The 16329-nt window shown below is 40.0% G+C and carries 14 protein-coding genes and 1 other annotated feature; of the genes, 12 read left to right on the top strand and 2 right to left on the bottom strand.

Features of this window, described 5'->3' with window-relative positions; translation table 11 throughout:
• Nucleotides 1-872 precede the first annotated feature (872 nt).
• The 3 genes from AACQ49_RS16970 to AACQ49_RS16960 all read left to right on the top strand — a co-directional run bounded on the left by AACQ49_RS16970 (nt 873) and on the right by AACQ49_RS16960 (nt 5696).
• Nucleotides 873-2201 (top strand): HAAAP family serine/threonine permease, encoded by a 1329-nt coding sequence (locus AACQ49_RS16970; RefSeq protein WP_004244537.1) that lies wholly within the window; start codon nt 873-875, stop codon nt 2199-2201.
• Between the two features lie 114 nt (nt 2202-2315).
• Nucleotides 2316-3680 (top strand): L-serine ammonia-lyase, encoded by a 1365-nt coding sequence (locus AACQ49_RS16965; RefSeq protein ID WP_004244536.1) that lies wholly within the window; start codon nt 2316-2318, stop codon nt 3678-3680.
• Nucleotides 3681-4025: 345 nt separating this feature from the next.
• Nucleotides 4026-5696, top strand: coding sequence for a formate--tetrahydrofolate ligase (locus AACQ49_RS16960; protein WP_004244535.1), 1671 nt, complete (start codon nt 4026-4028; stop codon nt 5694-5696).
• A 90-nt stretch (nt 5697-5786) separates the two neighbouring features.
• Here AACQ49_RS16960 and AACQ49_RS16955 read toward each other — a convergent pair whose 3' ends face one another.
• Complete coding sequence (locus tag AACQ49_RS16955) at nt 5787-6989, bottom strand: serine hydrolase (protein ID WP_004247605.1); 1203 nt, start codon at nt 6987-6989, stop codon at nt 5787-5789.
• 157 nt (nt 6990-7146) lie between these two features.
• On the opposite strand from AACQ49_RS16955, the gene AACQ49_RS16950 reads away from it, so the two are divergent.
• Entirely contained in the window at nt 7147-7767 is a 621-nt protein-coding gene (locus AACQ49_RS16950; RefSeq protein ID WP_036908226.1) for a glutathione S-transferase family protein, read from the top strand.
• Here the strand turns inward: AACQ49_RS16950 and AACQ49_RS16945 are convergent.
• Nucleotides 7764-8585, bottom strand: a complete 822-nt coding sequence (locus AACQ49_RS16945; protein ID WP_004244530.1) for an SDR family oxidoreductase — start codon at nt 8583-8585, stop codon at nt 7764-7766. The two genes, AACQ49_RS16950 and AACQ49_RS16945, sit on opposite strands and share 4 nt — an antisense overlap.
• A 329-nt stretch (nt 8586-8914) precedes the next feature.
• Nucleotides 8915-9046: a sequence feature (His leader region), on the top strand.
• 44 nt (nt 9047-9090) lie between these two features.
• Here AACQ49_RS16945 and hisG point away from each other — a divergent pair.
• The 8 genes from hisG to hisIE are packed head-to-tail and all read left to right on the top strand — an operon-like array spanning nt 9091 to nt 16220.
• On the top strand, nt 9091-9990 hold the full coding sequence (gene hisG, locus AACQ49_RS16940; RefSeq protein ID WP_004244529.1) for an ATP phosphoribosyltransferase: 900 nt from the start codon (nt 9091-9093) through the stop codon (nt 9988-9990).
• Between the two features lie 6 nt (nt 9991-9996).
• On the top strand, nt 9997-11313 hold the full coding sequence (gene hisD, locus AACQ49_RS16935; RefSeq protein ID WP_161779184.1) for a histidinol dehydrogenase: 1317 nt from the start codon (nt 9997-9999) through the stop codon (nt 11311-11313).
• A gap of 2 nt (nt 11314-11315) precedes the next feature.
• Nucleotides 11316-12398: a histidinol-phosphate transaminase gene (gene hisC / locus AACQ49_RS16930; RefSeq protein ID WP_049218413.1), complete on the top strand. Its 1083-nt coding sequence runs from the start codon at nt 11316-11318 to the stop codon at nt 12396-12398.
• A 48-nt stretch (nt 12399-12446) separates the two neighbouring features.
• Entirely contained in the window at nt 12447-13514 is a 1068-nt protein-coding gene (gene hisB, locus AACQ49_RS16925; protein WP_049218417.1) for a bifunctional histidinol-phosphatase/imidazoleglycerol-phosphate dehydratase HisB, read from the top strand.
• Nucleotides 13514-14104, top strand: coding sequence for an imidazole glycerol phosphate synthase subunit HisH (hisH, locus tag AACQ49_RS16920; protein WP_004244525.1), 591 nt, complete (start codon nt 13514-13516; stop codon nt 14102-14104). The genes hisB and hisH overlap by 1 nt, the downstream gene beginning before the upstream one ends.
• Nucleotides 14105-14110: 6 nt before the next feature.
• The gene (gene hisA / locus AACQ49_RS16915; RefSeq protein ID WP_004244524.1) at nt 14111-14848 is read left to right on the top strand and encodes a 1-(5-phosphoribosyl)-5-[(5-phosphoribosylamino)methylideneamino]imidazole-4-carboxamide isomerase; all 738 of its coding nucleotides are present in this window, start codon (nt 14111-14113) and stop codon (nt 14846-14848) included.
• Entirely contained in the window at nt 14830-15603 is a 774-nt protein-coding gene (hisF, locus tag AACQ49_RS16910; protein ID WP_004244523.1) for an imidazole glycerol phosphate synthase subunit HisF, read from the top strand. The genes hisA and hisF overlap by 19 nt, the downstream gene beginning before the upstream one ends.
• A complete protein-coding gene (gene hisIE / locus AACQ49_RS16905) occupies nt 15603-16220 on the top strand; it encodes a bifunctional phosphoribosyl-AMP cyclohydrolase/phosphoribosyl-ATP diphosphatase HisIE (protein ID WP_049218419.1) in 618 nt (205 codons plus the stop codon). Before hisF ends, hisIE begins: the two co-directional genes overlap by 1 nt.
• Nucleotides 16221-16329: the final 109 nt, after the last annotated feature.

Here is a 16329-nt window from a genome sequence, read left to right as displayed (position 1 = left end):
TTGTCTTTTTCTGCTATTTAATATAAATAAATAAAGATTTTATATATTAATATATGAATAAAAATATTCTCTATTATTATATTTTTTGTCCAAAAAATAATTTCGTTGTTATTTTAATCAAAATGAAGTTTTTATATTCACTAGAAATAAAATATTTTATGATTTTATTAACAGGAATATTGTACCAAATATAAACAATATTTCTGTTATTGATAAAATAATGAGATAACTATTTTATCAAACAGTAGAAGACCATTAATAAATAATCATATTTTTTTATTTCTATAGGCTTTTAAGTGATTTTTTAGCCAAGTCACAAAATTTATTTTTTATATATAAATCAAAATATTATAAAGTTAAAATAATGTTTTAAATGTAAATAAAAATAACCTCATTGATTTAAATCATCTATTTTATAAAAAATAGAAAGCAGGAAAAATAATCATTAACATATGAATATTTCTATATTTAATTTTATTCTAAAAAATAAACAATTTTGGAAAACCATTTCAAAATGTTTATAAACAGCACACAAAAAGCACAAAGTATAAAAAATGTTACATTTAGCGATTTTTTAGTTATATTTAGCATTTGAGATGGTGATCACGGTAGTTTATCCTGAAAAACACTATATTCTGCCCATCTAAAGTCTAGATATAAACTTATTGAATATTTTTTCAAATTTTAGAAGATTTTTATTCTTTTAAAATCTAGCTTTTTTAGTATGTGGTAATTGAAGATATTGAGATAACACCAGGCACTCAATGCGCTCATTTATTCATAATAAAATTTATGCAGTGATTGCTTTGTAAAAAGGCAATGACTCACTTTATTTTTCATTATTTTTTTACCGCGTTATTTCGGAGAGTATTATGGATACAACCAAAGCTGGTTCTATCGCACAGGGTAATACCCAAAGTGATTACAAAACATGGCGTAAGTCAGACACAGTATGGATGCTCGGTTTGTATGGTACAGCTATCGGTGCTGGCGTTCTGTTTTTACCTATCAATGCCGGGATTGGTGGCTTAATTCCTCTGTTGATTATGTTAGTACTTGCTTTTCCTATGACCTTTTTTGCACACCGTGGTATGTGTCGCTTTGTGCTATCAGGTAAAAATCCAGGTGAAGATATTACTGAAGTGGTTGAAGAACACTTTGGTAAAACAGCAGGTGTATTAATCACTCTGCTCTATTTCTTTGCTATTTATCCTATCTTGTTGGTTTACAGTGTCGCTATCACTAATACGGTAGAAAGCTTTATTGTTCACCAAATGCATATGACAGCACCACCTCGTGCGATTTTATCACTGGTACTGATTGTCGGTATTATGTGTATCATTCGCTTTGGTGAACAAGCTATTGTTAAAGCAATGAGTGTCTTAGTATTCCCATTCGTTGCCATCTTGATGGTACTTGCTTTATACCTCATTCCTGAATGGAATGGTGCCATTCTTGATACGCTCTCTTTTGATCACGCCTCAACTTCTGGTATGAGCCAAGGCTTGTTAGTAACCTTATGGTTAGCTATCCCTGTGATGGTGTTCTCTTTTAACCACTCACCTATCATCTCTGCTTTTGCTGTGGCAAAACGCGAAGAGTACGGTGACAATGCAGAGAAAAAATGTTCACGCATCTTAGCTTATGCTCATATTATGATGGTGATCACTGTTATGTTCTTCGTGTTTAGCTGCGTATTTAGCTTAACACCAGAAAATTTAGCAGAAGCAAAAGAGCAAAACATCAGTATTCTGTCTTATCTTGCTAACCACTTTGAAGCACCCGTTATCGCTTACATTGCACCTTTCATTGCCTTTGTTGCGATTACTAAATCTTTCTTAGGTCACTATTTAGGGGCTCGTGAAGGTTTCAATGGCTTAATTATCAAAGGGATGCGCGGAATTGGTAAGAATGTCGAAAAAGATCGTTTAAACAAAATCACAGCTCTGTTTATGTTGGTTACAACGTGGATCGTTGCAACATTAAACCCAAGTATCCTTGGTATGATTGAAACACTGGGTGGCCCAATCATCGCAATGTTACTGTTCTTAATGCCTATGTATGCTATCCGTAAAGTACCAGCGATGAAAAAATATCAAGGCCATATTAGCAACGTATTTGTTGTTATCATGGGTCTGATTGCAATCTCAGCGGTTTTCTACACCTTAGGTAATACTTTCATTAATTATTTCTTTAACTAATAAGTTTATCGATGGCTACTTTCTAAAATGAAAGTAGCCATATCGCTACAGTCTACAAAACAGTTTTCATTCTAATAACACACAGTGCGCCTTTAAATTAGGGAGGCGAATATTATGGTTAGCGTTTTTGATATTTTTAAAATCGGTATTGGACCTTCAAGCTCACACACGGTAGGCCCAATGAAAGCAGGTAAAGAATTTGTCGATTTACTTGCTGAGAAAAACCTTCTCTCCTCTGTTTCCCGCGTAGTCGTTGATGTGTATGGCTCTTTATCTCTAACAGGTAAAGGTCACGCAACAGATATCGCGATTATTATGGGATTAGCCGGTAATTTACCTGATACGGTTGATATTGACGCTATCGCACCTTTTATTAAACAAGTCGAAAATACCGGACGTTTGATGTTAGCTAATGGTGCTCAAGAGGTTGATTTCCCCGCGGTTGGAGGCATGAATTTTCATAAAAGTAATTTACCTCTTCATGAAAATGGTATGACTATCAGCGCCTATAATGGCGAACAACTTCTGTTGAAAAAAACCTATTACTCCATTGGTGGCGGCTTTATTGTTGATGAAGAGCATTTTGGTCAGCCCGAAGAGAATAAAGTTGAAGTACCTTATCCTTATCAATATGCTGCTGATTTACGACGTCACTGTAAGGAAACCGGTCTCTCTCTTTCTGCACTGGTGATGCAAAATGAGCTTGCATTACGCAGTAAAGAAGAGATCTCAGCCCATTTTGCTGCCGTTTGGGAGGTAATGAAATCAGGTATCGAGCGCGGTGTTAATACCGAAGGCTTATTACCGGGACCATTACGTGTTCCTCGTCGCGCGTCTGCATTACGTCGTATGTTAGTGACTGAAGATAAAACCACCACCGATCCTATGACAGTGGTTGATTGGATCAATATGTTTGCATTAGCCGTAAACGAAGAAAATGCCGCCGGTGGACGTGTTGTAACAGCACCCACTAATGGCGCATGCGGTATTATTCCTGCCGTACTCTCCTATTACGATAAATTTATTCGCCCAGTCAACGAAAACTCTTATACACGCTTTTTCTTAGTAGCCGGTGTTATTGGGTCGCTGTACAAAATGAATGCCTCTATTTCCGGTGCTGAAGTGGGTTGTCAAGGTGAAGTCGGTGTAGCCTGCTCAATGGCTGCTGGCGCTTTAACTGAACTGCTAGGGGGTAGTCCTGAGCAAGTCTGTATTGCGGCTGAAATCGCGATGGAGCATAACTTAGGTCTTACTTGTGATCCGGTTGCAGGACAAGTACAGGTGCCTTGTATCGAGCGTAATGCTATTGCTGCCGTACAAGCGGTAAACTCAGCACGGATGGCGCTTCGTCGTGTCAGTGATCCACGTATCTGTTTAGATAAAGTCATCGAGACTATGTATGAAACAGGTAAAGATATTAATTCTAAATATCGTGAAACATCACAAGGTGGCTTAGCCATTAAAGTCTCTTGCGATTAATTTAACACTTTGACATGGCAGTTACCCATAAACCAATGCCAGCTTTTGCTGGCATTATTTATTTTTGCTCCCCGACCAAGATCCCTTCAATCACAACATAATAATTTTATATTTTTATCACAATGGCAGTATCATGTGACACTGAGCATATCTTCTAAAGTCCAATATCTATAAACCTATAAATCTATTGGTCATATTTATATTATTAGCTAAAGTTGATTAATTAGAGGGTTATTCGCTCAATAAGTAGCAACAGAGCGACACATTTTTTCTTGATCTGTTGAATCGATAGCATTGATGCATTATCACTCATGTAGCTCTACACGGGATAAAAAGAGAACCAAAATGAAATCAGATATTGAAATTTCCCATCAAGCACCGCTTTTACCCATCCAAGATATTGCTAAAAAAATAAATGTAGACCAAGACGATATTGAATTTTATGGCAAATACAAAGCCAAGTTTAGCCAGAGTATTTGGTCAAAAATCACCTCAAAAAAACAGGGTAAATTGGTGCTTGTCACTTCCATTAATCCCACACCAGCAGGTGAAGGTAAAACCACCGTTACGGTAGGATTAGGACAAGCCCTTAATCAATTAGGCAAAAGTGCCATTATTGCATTACGCGAACCCTCCTTAGGCCCTTGTTTTGGTCTAAAAGGAGGAGCGGCTGGCGGTGGATATTCACAAGTTGTACCGATGGAAGATCTCAATCTTCATTTTACCGGTGATTTTCATGCTATCACCTCTGCAAATAATTTATTAGCAGCGATGTTAGATAACTCGCTTTATCAAGGTAATCCCCTTAACATTAATCCTAAAAAGATTATTTTTAAGCGCTGTATGGATATGAATGATCGCGCACTACGTCATTTAGTGATTGGATTAGGTGGCGACAAAGATGGGGTGGTTAGAGAAGATAGCTTTGTTATCACCGTTGCTAGCGAAATTATGTCTATCCTTTGTTTAGCAAAAGATATTAATGATTTAAAACAGCGCTTAGCACGTATCATCGTTGCATATAACTATGAAGGCGAGCCTGTTAGTGCTGAAGATCTCAACGCTGTCGGCGCTATGGCAACCTTACTTAAAGATGCCCTTAATCCTAATTTAGTACAAACGTTAGAAAATACCCCCGCGATTATTCATGGTGGCCCTTTTGCCAACATTGCCCATGGCTGTAATAGCCTAAGAGCGACTAAACTTGCTCTTCAACTGGCTGATATCACTGTAACAGAAGCGGGATTTGGTGCTGATCTAGGTGCGGAAAAATTCTTTGATATCAAATGTCGCATAGGCGACTTACAACCAGACTGTGCAGTTTTAGTCGTTACCACTAAGGCATTAAAATATAATGGTGGCTTAGGCAAAACACAGTGGGATCACGAAAATCTCACCGCTTTAGCAACGGGGATCGAAAATCTAGGTAAGCATATTGAAAATCTGAAAAAATATGGTGTTCCGGTTATTGTTACAGTAAATGCTTATGTGACAGACTCTGCTAAAGAGCATGAATTTATCGCCCAATATTGCCAGCAAAGAGGATGTCGTTTTGCCATTAGTCAAGTATGGGAGAAAGGTGGCGCGGGTGGTATTGAATTAGCCAATCAGGTTATTGATACACTAGAAAATGATGCACCACAGTTTCAATTACTCTACCCTGATAATATGCCTTTAAAGCAAAAGATAGAGACCATTGCTCAAGAAATTTATGGTGCAAAAGGAGTGACTTACAATGCTAACGCCCAAGAGATGCTAACAAAAATCGAGGATATGGGCTTTGGCCATTTCCCTATTTGTATGGCAAAAACGCAATATTCTCTATCAGATGATCCCGCATTACTTGGTCGCCCGACTGATTTTACCATTAATATCCGGGAAGTGTATGTCAGTGCTGGTGCAGGCTTTGTTGTTGCATTAACGGGCACAATAAATACGATGCCAGGATTACCTAAAAAACCGGCAGCAATGGCGATGGACGTTGATGATCATGGGGCAATAAAAGGACTGTTCTAAGGCACTTAAAACCTACTCAATAAAGAATGCCAGTTAATACTGGCATTCTTATTTTAAATGGGTGAGTTTTTTCAGTAATTATGAACTTAATTAACCAAAAAGCGCATTAAACCAACCAGAGACTGTTTTAACCACAAAGTCCCAGATACGACTAAAGAACCCCCCTTCTTCAACCGCTTCTTTTACCACTAATGGACGCTGCTCAATCACTTCATCGTTTAGTAAGAAATTCACTGTTCCTACTACTTGATTTTGTGTTAATGGTGCTTCTAATTCGGGGTTAGTCAATGTAAAAGAGGCTTTTAAGTTCTTTAGCTCTCCTTTAGGAATGGTGATTGATGCATCTTTAGCAACACCTAAAGCCACTTCACCTTTATCGCCATACCATACTTTTTGCGTAGTCAGGGGCACGTTCTCTTTTACAGGTGTCACGGTTTCAAAAAAGCGGAAACCCCAGCCGAGTAATCTTTCACTTTCAGCAAAACGCACTTTATCTGATGGTGCCCCTAAAACCACTGCAATCAGACGCATATTTCCTTCGGTTGCCGAAGAGACAAGGTTATAGCCAGCCCCATTGGTATGCCCGGTTTTTACACCGTCGACATTCATATTTTTATTCCACAATAGACGGTTACGATTTGGCTGGCGAATATTGTTGAAGGTAAATTCTTTTTCTTTATGAATATCATATTCTGAAGGTACATCGCGGATCATAGCAGCCGTTAATAACGCCATATCTTGTGCTGTGGTGTACTGCCCTTCAGAATCTAGACCGTGTACTGTTTTAAAGTGAGTGTTTTTTAAACCTAAATTCGCGGCATAGGTATTCATAAGATCAACAAAGGTTTCTTGGCTACCGGCAACATGCTCTGCCAACGCAATACTGGCATCATTACCAGATTGGATCACCATACCTCGATTTAAGTCGATCACTTTAACTCGATCGCCTGGTTTTAAAAACATCAAGGATGAGCCCTTTAAAACAGGATTACCCGTCGCCCAAGCATTGCGCCCAACAATAACAATATCATCGGGCGACATACGTCCCTCTTTTATCGCTTGTCCTACCACATAACTACTCATTATTTTGGTTAGACTGGCAGGATCTAGGCGCTCTTCAGGCTTCTCTGAAGCAAGTATTTTTCCACTGTTATAATCCATTAATACGTAAGATTTAGCCTCAATTTGAGGCGGCACAGGATTATTCACCGCAAAAGTAGGACTAGAAATAATTAGCAGTAAACCCATTCCCGCGGTAACCTTAGCCAATACGGATGGAAGATTTGTTTTCATTACCGATCACCCTTTTATATCAATTTGTTAAAGCTTTCCTACTATAGGGCTTTATGGAATAAGACGCCAACATTGATAGATAAAGATTTATCTTATATTCATATTTAACGCCCTACAGAGGGAATTTTTGTTACTTATCGTGGTTTAGGAGACCTTTATGTTAAAAGTCTGGGGTAGAAAAAACTCATCGAACGTTAAAAAAGTCCTGTGGTGTTTAAAAGAGCTTCAAGCTCCTTACGAACAAATTGATGTCGGAGGCCCTTTTGGTGGACTTCATGAGGCCAACTATTTAGCACTCAATCCCAATGCATCTATTCCTACCTTACAAGATGATGATTTTGCCTTATGGGAGTCAAATACCATAATTCGTTATTTATGTACCAAATATGAAAATTATCATCTCTACCCAACCGATGTAAAGCAACGCGCAAACGTTGAAAAATGGATGGATTGGTCAAATGGTAGCCTTTTTTCCCCAATCCAACAAATGATGATAAATCTTGTTCGCACACCAAAAGAGCAGCAAGATCCACAGCTTGTACAGAGCCTAAAAGCGAAATTAAACCAACTGATCAAAATTGCCGATGATCAACTGGCTAAAACAGCTTATTTTGCCGGTGACTCTTTTTCATTAGCTGATATCGCTATTGCTCCTTTGGTATACCCATGGCTAGAGGTTTGCCAAGAAGGTGCAAATTATCCACATCTACAACGCTGGTTTGCACAATTAAGTGAAAATCAGATCTTCCGTGATGTCGTTTTACTGCCGGTAAATTAACTCATTGGCATTTTGTCGGGATCAGGATAGTGATAATGAAATCCGAGATCTCGACAAATCTCCTGACCGTCGATCTCTCGTGCTGGCGGTTTATCTTCTAGAGCAAATTCAGGGGGAGTAAGATCTAACTGTGCAGCAACACGGCTGTAAAAATCTTTCTTTTTAGGATGAATAGGGGCACATAAATTATATAAACGGCCTCCTTCATTTTGAGCAAGCAGTTGCTCTATCGCAAAAATAACATCGTCTAAATGCACTAAATTGACACTCTGATGTGCACCTTTGACCTGTTTTTTACCGGATAAAAAGCGTCCTGCATGACGACCAGGCCCAACTAACCCCGCCAAACGTAAAATATCGACGGTCGTAAGTGGTAAGCGATGTAACCAATTTTCAACTTCCGCTATCATCTTAGCGGATTGCGTTTCTGGCCTAATATCAACTTCTTCTGTAATAACACCACTTTGATTGCCATATACTGAAGTAGAGCTAATATAAATCACTCTTGTCACATGCCGAGACATGGCGCTATCCACTAATGTTTGTATCCCTTCAACATAATCATATCCTCCCCCCGCCGCACTGGGAGGTAATGTAATAATCAGTACGTCAGTTTCCATTAAGTAATCAAAATCATCTCTATCACACTCAATAGCCGGTGTTAAATTCATTAGACAACAATCAACACCACTCATTCGTGCTGCTTCTACACCATCTTCTGTGGTTTTTGTTCCTTTTACTTGATACCCCGCTTCACGCAAGGCATTGGCAAGTGGTAATCCTAACCAACCTAATCCGACTATCGTGATCCGTTTCATTTTCTACCCCTACTTTCATGGCTTATTTAAATTATGTAACAAAACTTAATTTTATCCATTACTGATAAAAACTGCTTAAGCGTTATATATATTTAGCCTGCTTTAATATACTGGCGCACTTACTCGGTTAAGTAAAGAAAAGAAATATTAAAATTCTCTAAAAAACATAAGGTTACAATTTATTTAAATTATTATTAAAAAATAGGTTGCTTTTTACTTTATAAATCAGGTAGGTTGAAAGGCAGACAAATTCTAAATACTGGTTAATTATTTATAACGGGTATTTTTATTCGCTAGGAAAACATTATGTATAGCATTCAATTAAACCACCATCATCACCATCATCCTGACTAGTCTTTCAGGCGATGAGTGCTGGAAGACGTTTAGGTAACGCTTCCGGTGGTCTGAGTGCAGACAATAAAATAAAAACCCCGGAAGGCAACTTCCGGGGTTTTTTTATAGCTAAATTTCATAACAAGAATACGGACAAAGATAGGGTAACATTATGTTAGATAAAGCAAGATTACGAATTGCCATGCAAAAATCAGGTCGTTTAAGTGATGATTCACGAGCACTTTTAGCGCGTTGTGGCATTAAAATAAACTTAAACCAACAACGCCTTATCGCTTATGCGGAAAATATGCCTATCGATATTTTACGTGTCAGAGATGATGATATCCCCGGTTTAGTGATGGACGGAGTGGTTGATTTAGGCATTATTGGTGAAAACGTATTAGAAGAAGAATTACTAAAACGCCGAGCACAAGGAGAAAATCCAAGTTATATCACACTACGTCGTCTTGACTTTGGTGCTTGCCGTTTATCTCTTGCTGCACCGGTTGATTTTGATTATCAAGGGGTTGAATGCCTCAATAATACCCGTATTGCCACCTCTTACCCTAATCTATTAAAACGTTATTTAGACCAAAAAGGGATCACCTTTAAATCTTGCTTATTAAATGGCTCCGTTGAAGTCGCACCTCGAGCTGGTCTGGCCGATTCTATTTGTGATTTAGTTTCTACTGGCGCCACATTAGAAGCCAATGGATTAAAAGAAGTAGAAGTTATTTATCGTTCTAAAGCTTGTTTAATTCAACGTGACGGTGAAATGGACGCAACAAAACAAGCCCTTATCGATCGCTTAATGACGCGTATTCAAGGAGTTATTCAAGCGCGCGAGTCAAAATACATTATGTTACACGCGCCAAGTGATTGCCTTGAAGATGTTATCGCCCTATTACCGGGTGCTGAGCGCCCCACCATCCTTCCTTTAGCGGGTGATCAAAATCGAGTAGCAATGCACATGGTCAGCAGTGAAACCCTCTTTTGGGAAACGATGGAAAAACTAAAAGCATTAGGGGCAAGTTCAATTCTTGTTTTACCAATTGAAAAAATGATGGAATAAGGTGAGATGATGAAAACGGCGTTTAATACATTAAATTTCTGGGATAAATGCACACAACAGCAACAACAACAGCTACTCACTCGCCCAGCGATATCCGCATCAGCACCTATTACAGAGCAAGTTGCTACGATTATTTCTCAGGTACGCAACGATGGGGATAAAGCCCTTAAGGCACTGAGTCAAAAATATGATAAAGCGGCTCCCGATAGCGTATTGGTAACAAAAACACAGATTGACGCGGCTTGTGCAAGGCTCAATAACGAAATCAAACAAGCAATAGCGCAAGCCATGAGCAATATACGCCGTTTTCATGAAGCGCAAATTCCTAAAACCATTGAGGTAGAAACGCAACCCGGTGTATTTTGCCAACAATTCAGTCGCCCTATTGATGCAGTAGGACTTTATATTCCCGGTGGATCAGCGCCTTTACTCTCAACAGTGATGATGTTGGGGCTACCGGCCCGTATTGCCGGTTGTCGCAAAATAATTTTATGCTCTCCGCCACCGATTGCTGATGAAATTTTGTATATTGCGCAACAAATTGGTATTGATGAAATATTCCAAGTCGGTGGTGCTCAAGCCATTGCTGCGATGGCTTTTGGTACAGAGTCTATCCCAAAGGTAGATAAAATTTTCGGCCCGGGAAATGCCTATGTGACAGAAGCAAAACGCCAAGTCAGCCAATCACTACAAGGTGCGGCTATTGATATGCCAGCCGGCCCTTCGGAAGTATTAGTGATTGCTGATGCCGATGCTGATCCTGCCTTTATTGCCGCTGATTTACTATCACAAGCAGAGCACGGCCCTGACTCACAAGTGGTGCTATTAACCCCAGATGAAGCCCTTGCCAAAGCGGTCATTAGCGAGACGCAAGCCCAATTAACACAATTAACTCGCGCAGAAATAGCACAACAAGCCTTAGCCGAAAGTCGTGTCATTATCACCCGTGATCTCAACCAATGTATTGAAATCAGTAATCGCTATGGGCCTGAACACTTAATTATTCAGACTAATGATGCAGACTCACTTGTTGATAGCATTACTAGCGCCGGCTCAGTGTTCTTAGGGGCTTGGTCTCCTGAATCAGCGGGAGATTACGCTTCTGGCACCAATCACGTACTACCTACATACGGTTATACCGCCACCTATTCGAGTTTAGGCTTAGCCGATTTTATGAAGCGTATGACCGTACAAAAACTGACTGCTCAAGGTTTGGCTGATTTAGCCAATACCATTGAAATATTAGCGCAAGCAGAGCAATTAACTGCACATAAAAATGCCGTCACACTTCGCGTTAACGCCTTGGCTCAAGGAGATAACTAGCCATGAACACGCCCTTTGATATTACCCTATTAGCCAGAAAAAATGTTCGCCAGTTAACCCCTTATCAATCGGCGAGACGTTTAGGTGGAAATGGCTCGGTTTGGTTAAATGCCAATGAATACCCTACCGCTCCTGACTTTACGTTTAATGAAAAAAATTTAAACCGCTACCCTGAGTGTCAGCCTGTTAACGTAATTAATCGCTATGCAGCATATGCAGGCGTCCAACCTGAGCAAGTGTTAGTTAGCCGAGGTGCCGATGAAGCGATAGAACTACTGATCCGTGCTTTTTGTGAGCCTGGTAAAGATGCTGTTCTCTATTGTCCACCCACTTATGGTATGTACAGCGTCAGTGCGGAAACCTTTGGTGTAGAACAGCGTGTTGTCCCTGCTCTTGCTGATTGGGAGCCTGATGTCAAAGCCATTGCATCACAACTTGATAATGTAAAACTTATCTACCTATGCAGTCCCAATAACCCAACGGGCAATATCGTTGAGCCTTCACTGATCCGCGAAGTATTAGCATTAGCAAAAGATAAAGCCATTGTGGCTATTGACGAAGCTTATATTGAGTTTTGTCCTCAAGCATCACTAGTCACTTGGTTAAAAGAGTATCCGAATTTAGTCATTTTGCGAACGCTCTCTAAAGCTTTTGCATTAGCGGGGCTGCGTTGTGGCTTTGTACTTGCCAATTCACCTGTTATTGAATTATTACTTAAGGTGATCGCCCCTTACCCACTTTCTACCCCAGTTGCTGATATTGCGGCACAAGCATTAACTGACCCAGGTATAGAAGCGATGAAACAACGGGTAACGGAAATTGTACGCAATAGAACATATTTAGCGGATGCACTAAAAAATTTACCCAATGTTGAACAGGTTTATTGTAGTAAAACCAACTATATTTTAGTGAAATTCACTGATGCTGATTGTGTTTTCCGCAGTTTATGGGAGCAAGGGATTATTTTACGCGATCAACAGCGTCAATATGGGCTGGCAGGTTGTTTACGCATCTCTATCGGTACGCGTCAAGAGTGTGATAGCGTGATAACCGCTATAAAAAATAGACAAACGGCAAACGTATAAACATCACTAATGATAACAATAAAAAATCACCACTGAGGGATCTCAACCATGAGCCAGAAAATTCTTTTTATCGATCGTGATGGTACTTTGATCACAGAGCCACCAACCGATCACCAAGTTGATAGTCTCAATAAGCTTGCCTTTGAAAATGGCGTTATTCCCGCATTACTCAACTTACAACAGGCGGGCTATAAGCTTATTATGATCACCAATCAAGATGGGCTTGGTACAGACAGTTTTCCACAAGCTGACTTTGACCCCCCTCATAATCTCATGATGCAGGTTTTTTCTTCACAAGGTATTGTTTTTGATGAAGTATTAATCTGCCCTCATAAACCTGAAGACAACTGTCCTTGTCGTAAACCTGAAACAGGGTTAGTCACCCAATATCTGGTTGAAAGTGCTCTTGATAAAACCAATAGCTATGTGATTGGTGATAGACAAACCGATCTACAATTAGCTGAAAATATGGGGATCAACGGATTACGTTATAACGCCAATGAATTAAGCTGGTCAGCTATCAGTGAATTGCTGACGAAAAAAGATCGCTACTCCCACGTTGAACGTAAAACCAAAGAGACACAAATTGCCATTGATATCTGGCTTGATCGTGAAGGCGAGAGCCAAATTAGCACTGGAGTTGGTTTTTTTGATCATATGCTAGATCAAATTGCCACCCACGGTGGCTTTCGTATGAATATCAATGTACAAGGGGATTTAGTCATTGACGATCACCACACCGTTGAAGATACAGGCCTTGCACTCGGCGAAGCACTGCGAGAAGCATTAGGTAATAAACGCGGCATTGCACGTTTTGGTTTTACTTTGCCTATGGATGAGTGCCTAGCAAGTTGTGCGCTAGATATTTCTGGACGCCCTCACCTTGAATATAAAGCAGAATTTAAATATCAGCGCGTTGGTGATTTAAGCACAGAGATGATTGAGCACTTTTTCCGCTCTCTCTCTTACACTATGGGCTGCACTCTACACTTAAAATCAAAAGGCAAAAACGATCACCACAAAGCAGAAAGTCTGTTTAAAGTATTTGGTCGTACCTTACGCCAAGCTATTCGTGTTGAAGGAAATACCTTACCCAGTTCAAAAGGTGTGCTGTGATGAAAGTCGTCATTCTTGATACAGGTTGTGCTAATTTAGCCTCGGTTGCATACGCCGTACAAAGGCTAGGTTACGATCCGATTATTTCTTATGAAAAAAATATCGTGTTATCTGCTGATAAACTGTTTCTACCCGGGGTGGGAACAGCTAGTGCCGCTATGGAACAACTAAAAGCCCGTGAACTTATCCCTTTAATTAAAGCGTTAACCCAACCCGTATTAGGCATTTGCTTAGGAATGCAAATTTTGGCCTCTCTGAGTGAAGAAGGTCACAATATCCCTCTATTAGGATTAGTTGACGGTAATATCAATAAACTTGATACCAAAGGATTACCCTTACCGCATATGGGTTGGGATCAGGTATTAGCAAAACCCGCTCACCCTCTATTTCGCAATATTGACAGCGACGCTTGGTTCTATTTTGTTCACAGTTATGGTTTAGGGCTCAATGACTCAACCATAGCCGAAACAGAATATGGTTCACGCTTTAGCAGTGCCATTCAGAAAGATAATTTCTATGGGGTGCAATTTCACCCTGAACGCTCAGGAAAAGCGGGTGCTCAACTGATTAAGAATTTTTTGGAGATGTAACGCGTTATGATTATTCCGGCATTAGATTTAATTGATGGCAAAGTCGTTCGTCTTCATCAAGGTGATTATAATAAACAACGTGATTATGATGATGATCCGATCCGTCGCTATCAACAGTATCAACAAGACGGAGCAAAATTATTGCATCTCGTCGACCTAACTGGTGCGAAAGATCCACTTGCACGGCAGATCCCACTATTAAAACAGCTAGTTGCCTGTGTTAACGTTCCTGTGCAAGTTGGTGGTGGTATTCGTAGCGAAGAAGATGTGAAGTCGCTATTAGCCGCAGGAGCAAGTCGAGTGGTGATTGGCTCTACAGCGGTGAGCCAGCCCGAATTAGTCAAAACATGGTTTGAGCGTTATGGTGCCGATGCGATTGTACTCGCCCTTGATGTTCGTATCGACGAACAAGGTAAAAAATGGGTGGCGGTAAGTGGCTGGCAAGAAAACTCCCCCTATACACTAGAAGAGATCATCGCACTTTATCAACCTGTAGGATTAAAGCATGTGTTGTGTACTGATATTTCTCGTGATGGCACCTTAGCCGGTTCTAACGTCGAACTGTATAAAGAAATTAGCCAGCGTTTCCCTGATATTTTATTCCAAGCTTCAGGCGGTATTGGTGATTTACAGGATATTGCAGCACTTCCTGGATCGGGTGTTGCGGGCATTATTGTTGGCAGAGCACTATTAGAAGGCAAATTCACATTACAAGAGGCGATATCATGTTGGCAAAACGCATAATTCCTTGTCTTGATGTTCGTGATGGACAGGTTGTTAAAGGTGTGCAATTTCGTAACCATGAAATTATTGGTGATATTGTTCCCTTAGCAGAACGCTACGCGAAAGAAGGTGCCGACGAGCTGGTCTTTTATGATATAACCGCCTCTTCTGATGGCCGAGTAGTCGATAAAAGTTGGGTATCGCGGGTAGCCGAAGTGATTGATATTCCATTTTGTGTTGCGGGTGGTATTCGCTCAGTAGAAGATGCCGGGAAAATTCTCTCTTTTGGAGCAGATAAAATCTCAATTAATTCCCCTGCACTTTCTGATCCAACACTGATTTCTCGCCTTGCCGATCGCTACGGTGTGCAGTGTGTAGTTGTGGGAATTGATACATGGTTTGATGAAAAAACCGGGGAATATCTCGTTTATCAATTTACGGGTGATGAAAAACGCACACAACAAACGCCATGGAAAACGCTCGATTGGGTACAAGAAGTACAGCAACGGGGGGCGGGAGAAATAGTGTTAAACATGATGAACCAAGATGGTGTAAGACAAGGCTATGATTTAAAACAACTCGCACTGGTACGCCAAGTCACTCAGGTTCCCATGATAGCTTCTGGCGGTGCAGGTGAAATGTCACACTTTCTGGATGCATTTAAATTAGCCAATGTTGACGGTGCCCTTGCCGCTTCCGTATTCCATAAGCAGATCATTAATATCAACGAATTGAAACAGTATCTCGCAGAAAATGGCGTTAAGGTAAGAATATAATGAATAATACAAAACTCGCCCAATTAGATTGGCAAAAAGTCGATAACCTAATGCCTGCCATTATCCAAAATGCTATTTCTGGTGATGTCTTAATGCTTGGTTATATGGATAAAGCTGCATTAGAAATGACGCTAAACAGTGGCAAGGTCACTTTCTATTCACGAACTAAACAACGTTTATGGACAAAAGGTGAAACATCAGGCAATTTCCTTAAATTGGTGGATATTTATCCTGATTGTGATAACGATACTTTACTTATTTTAGCTCACCCAATCGGGCCTACTTGTCATAATGGGACTGAAAGTTGTTTTGCTCCAGCTCAAAGCCAATGGGGATTTCTTTATGAGCTTGAGAACTTACTGCGCGAGCGTAAAAGCGCTTCGCCAGATAGCTCTTATACAGCACAACTTTATGCCAGCGGAACCAAACGTATCGCACAAAAAGTCGGAGAGGAAGGTGTTGAGACTGCTTTAGCTGCAACTGTTAATGATCGTGAAGAGTTAAAAAATGAAGCTTCTGATTTGCTCTATCATTTAATGGTGCTATTACAAGACCAATCACTATCTCTATCTGATGTGATTGATTGCTTACAAAAGCGTCATAAAAAAGCGCAATAAAATAAGTATCAGTCATTAAACTACATGACCACTTTATACTTGATAATATAAAAAACACCTCAAATACGACATTGATATTTGAGGTGTTAATTCTTTGCTTAAACAAGAT

This window comes from Proteus sp. G2675 (assembly GCF_963886535.1).
Taxonomy (GTDB): Bacteria; Pseudomonadota; Gammaproteobacteria; order Enterobacterales; family Enterobacteriaceae; genus Proteus; species Proteus mirabilis.
Note: the sequence above shows the minus strand (reverse complement) of the source record. Positions and strands in the feature narration are given on the sequence as shown.

Bases quoted from the DNA above. Each gene is read 5' to 3' on its own strand.
- AACQ49_RS16970 (WP_004244537.1), top strand. From the start codon at position 873: ATGGATACAACCAAAGCTGGTTCTATCGCACAGGGTAATACCCAAAGT.
- AACQ49_RS16965 (WP_004244536.1), top strand. From the start codon at position 2,316: ATGGTTAGCGTTTTTGATATTTTTAAAATCGGTATTGGACCTTCAAGC.
- AACQ49_RS16960 (WP_004244535.1), top strand. From the start codon at position 4,026: ATGAAATCAGATATTGAAATTTCCCATCAAGCACCGCTTTTACCCATC.
- AACQ49_RS16955 (WP_004247605.1), bottom strand. From the start codon at position 6,989: ATGAAAACAAATCTTCCATCCGTATTGGCTAAGGTTACCGCGGGAATG.
- AACQ49_RS16950 (WP_036908226.1), top strand. From the start codon at position 7,147: ATGTTAAAAGTCTGGGGTAGAAAAAACTCATCGAACGTTAAAAAAGTC.
- AACQ49_RS16945 (WP_004244530.1), bottom strand. From the start codon at position 8,585: ATGAAACGGATCACGATAGTCGGATTAGGTTGGTTAGGATTACCACTT.
- hisG (WP_004244529.1), top strand. From the start codon at position 9,091: ATGTTAGATAAAGCAAGATTACGAATTGCCATGCAAAAATCAGGTCGT.
- hisD (WP_161779184.1), top strand. From the start codon at position 9,997: ATGATGAAAACGGCGTTTAATACATTAAATTTCTGGGATAAATGCACA.
- hisC (WP_049218413.1), top strand. From the start codon at position 11,316: ATGAACACGCCCTTTGATATTACCCTATTAGCCAGAAAAAATGTTCGC.
- hisB (WP_049218417.1), top strand. From the start codon at position 12,447: ATGAGCCAGAAAATTCTTTTTATCGATCGTGATGGTACTTTGATCACA.
- hisH (WP_004244525.1), top strand. From the start codon at position 13,514: ATGAAAGTCGTCATTCTTGATACAGGTTGTGCTAATTTAGCCTCGGTT.
- hisA (WP_004244524.1), top strand. From the start codon at position 14,111: ATGATTATTCCGGCATTAGATTTAATTGATGGCAAAGTCGTTCGTCTT.
- hisF (WP_004244523.1), top strand. From the start codon at position 14,830: ATGTTGGCAAAACGCATAATTCCTTGTCTTGATGTTCGTGATGGACAG.
- hisIE (WP_049218419.1), top strand. From the start codon at position 15,603: ATGAATAATACAAAACTCGCCCAATTAGATTGGCAAAAAGTCGATAAC.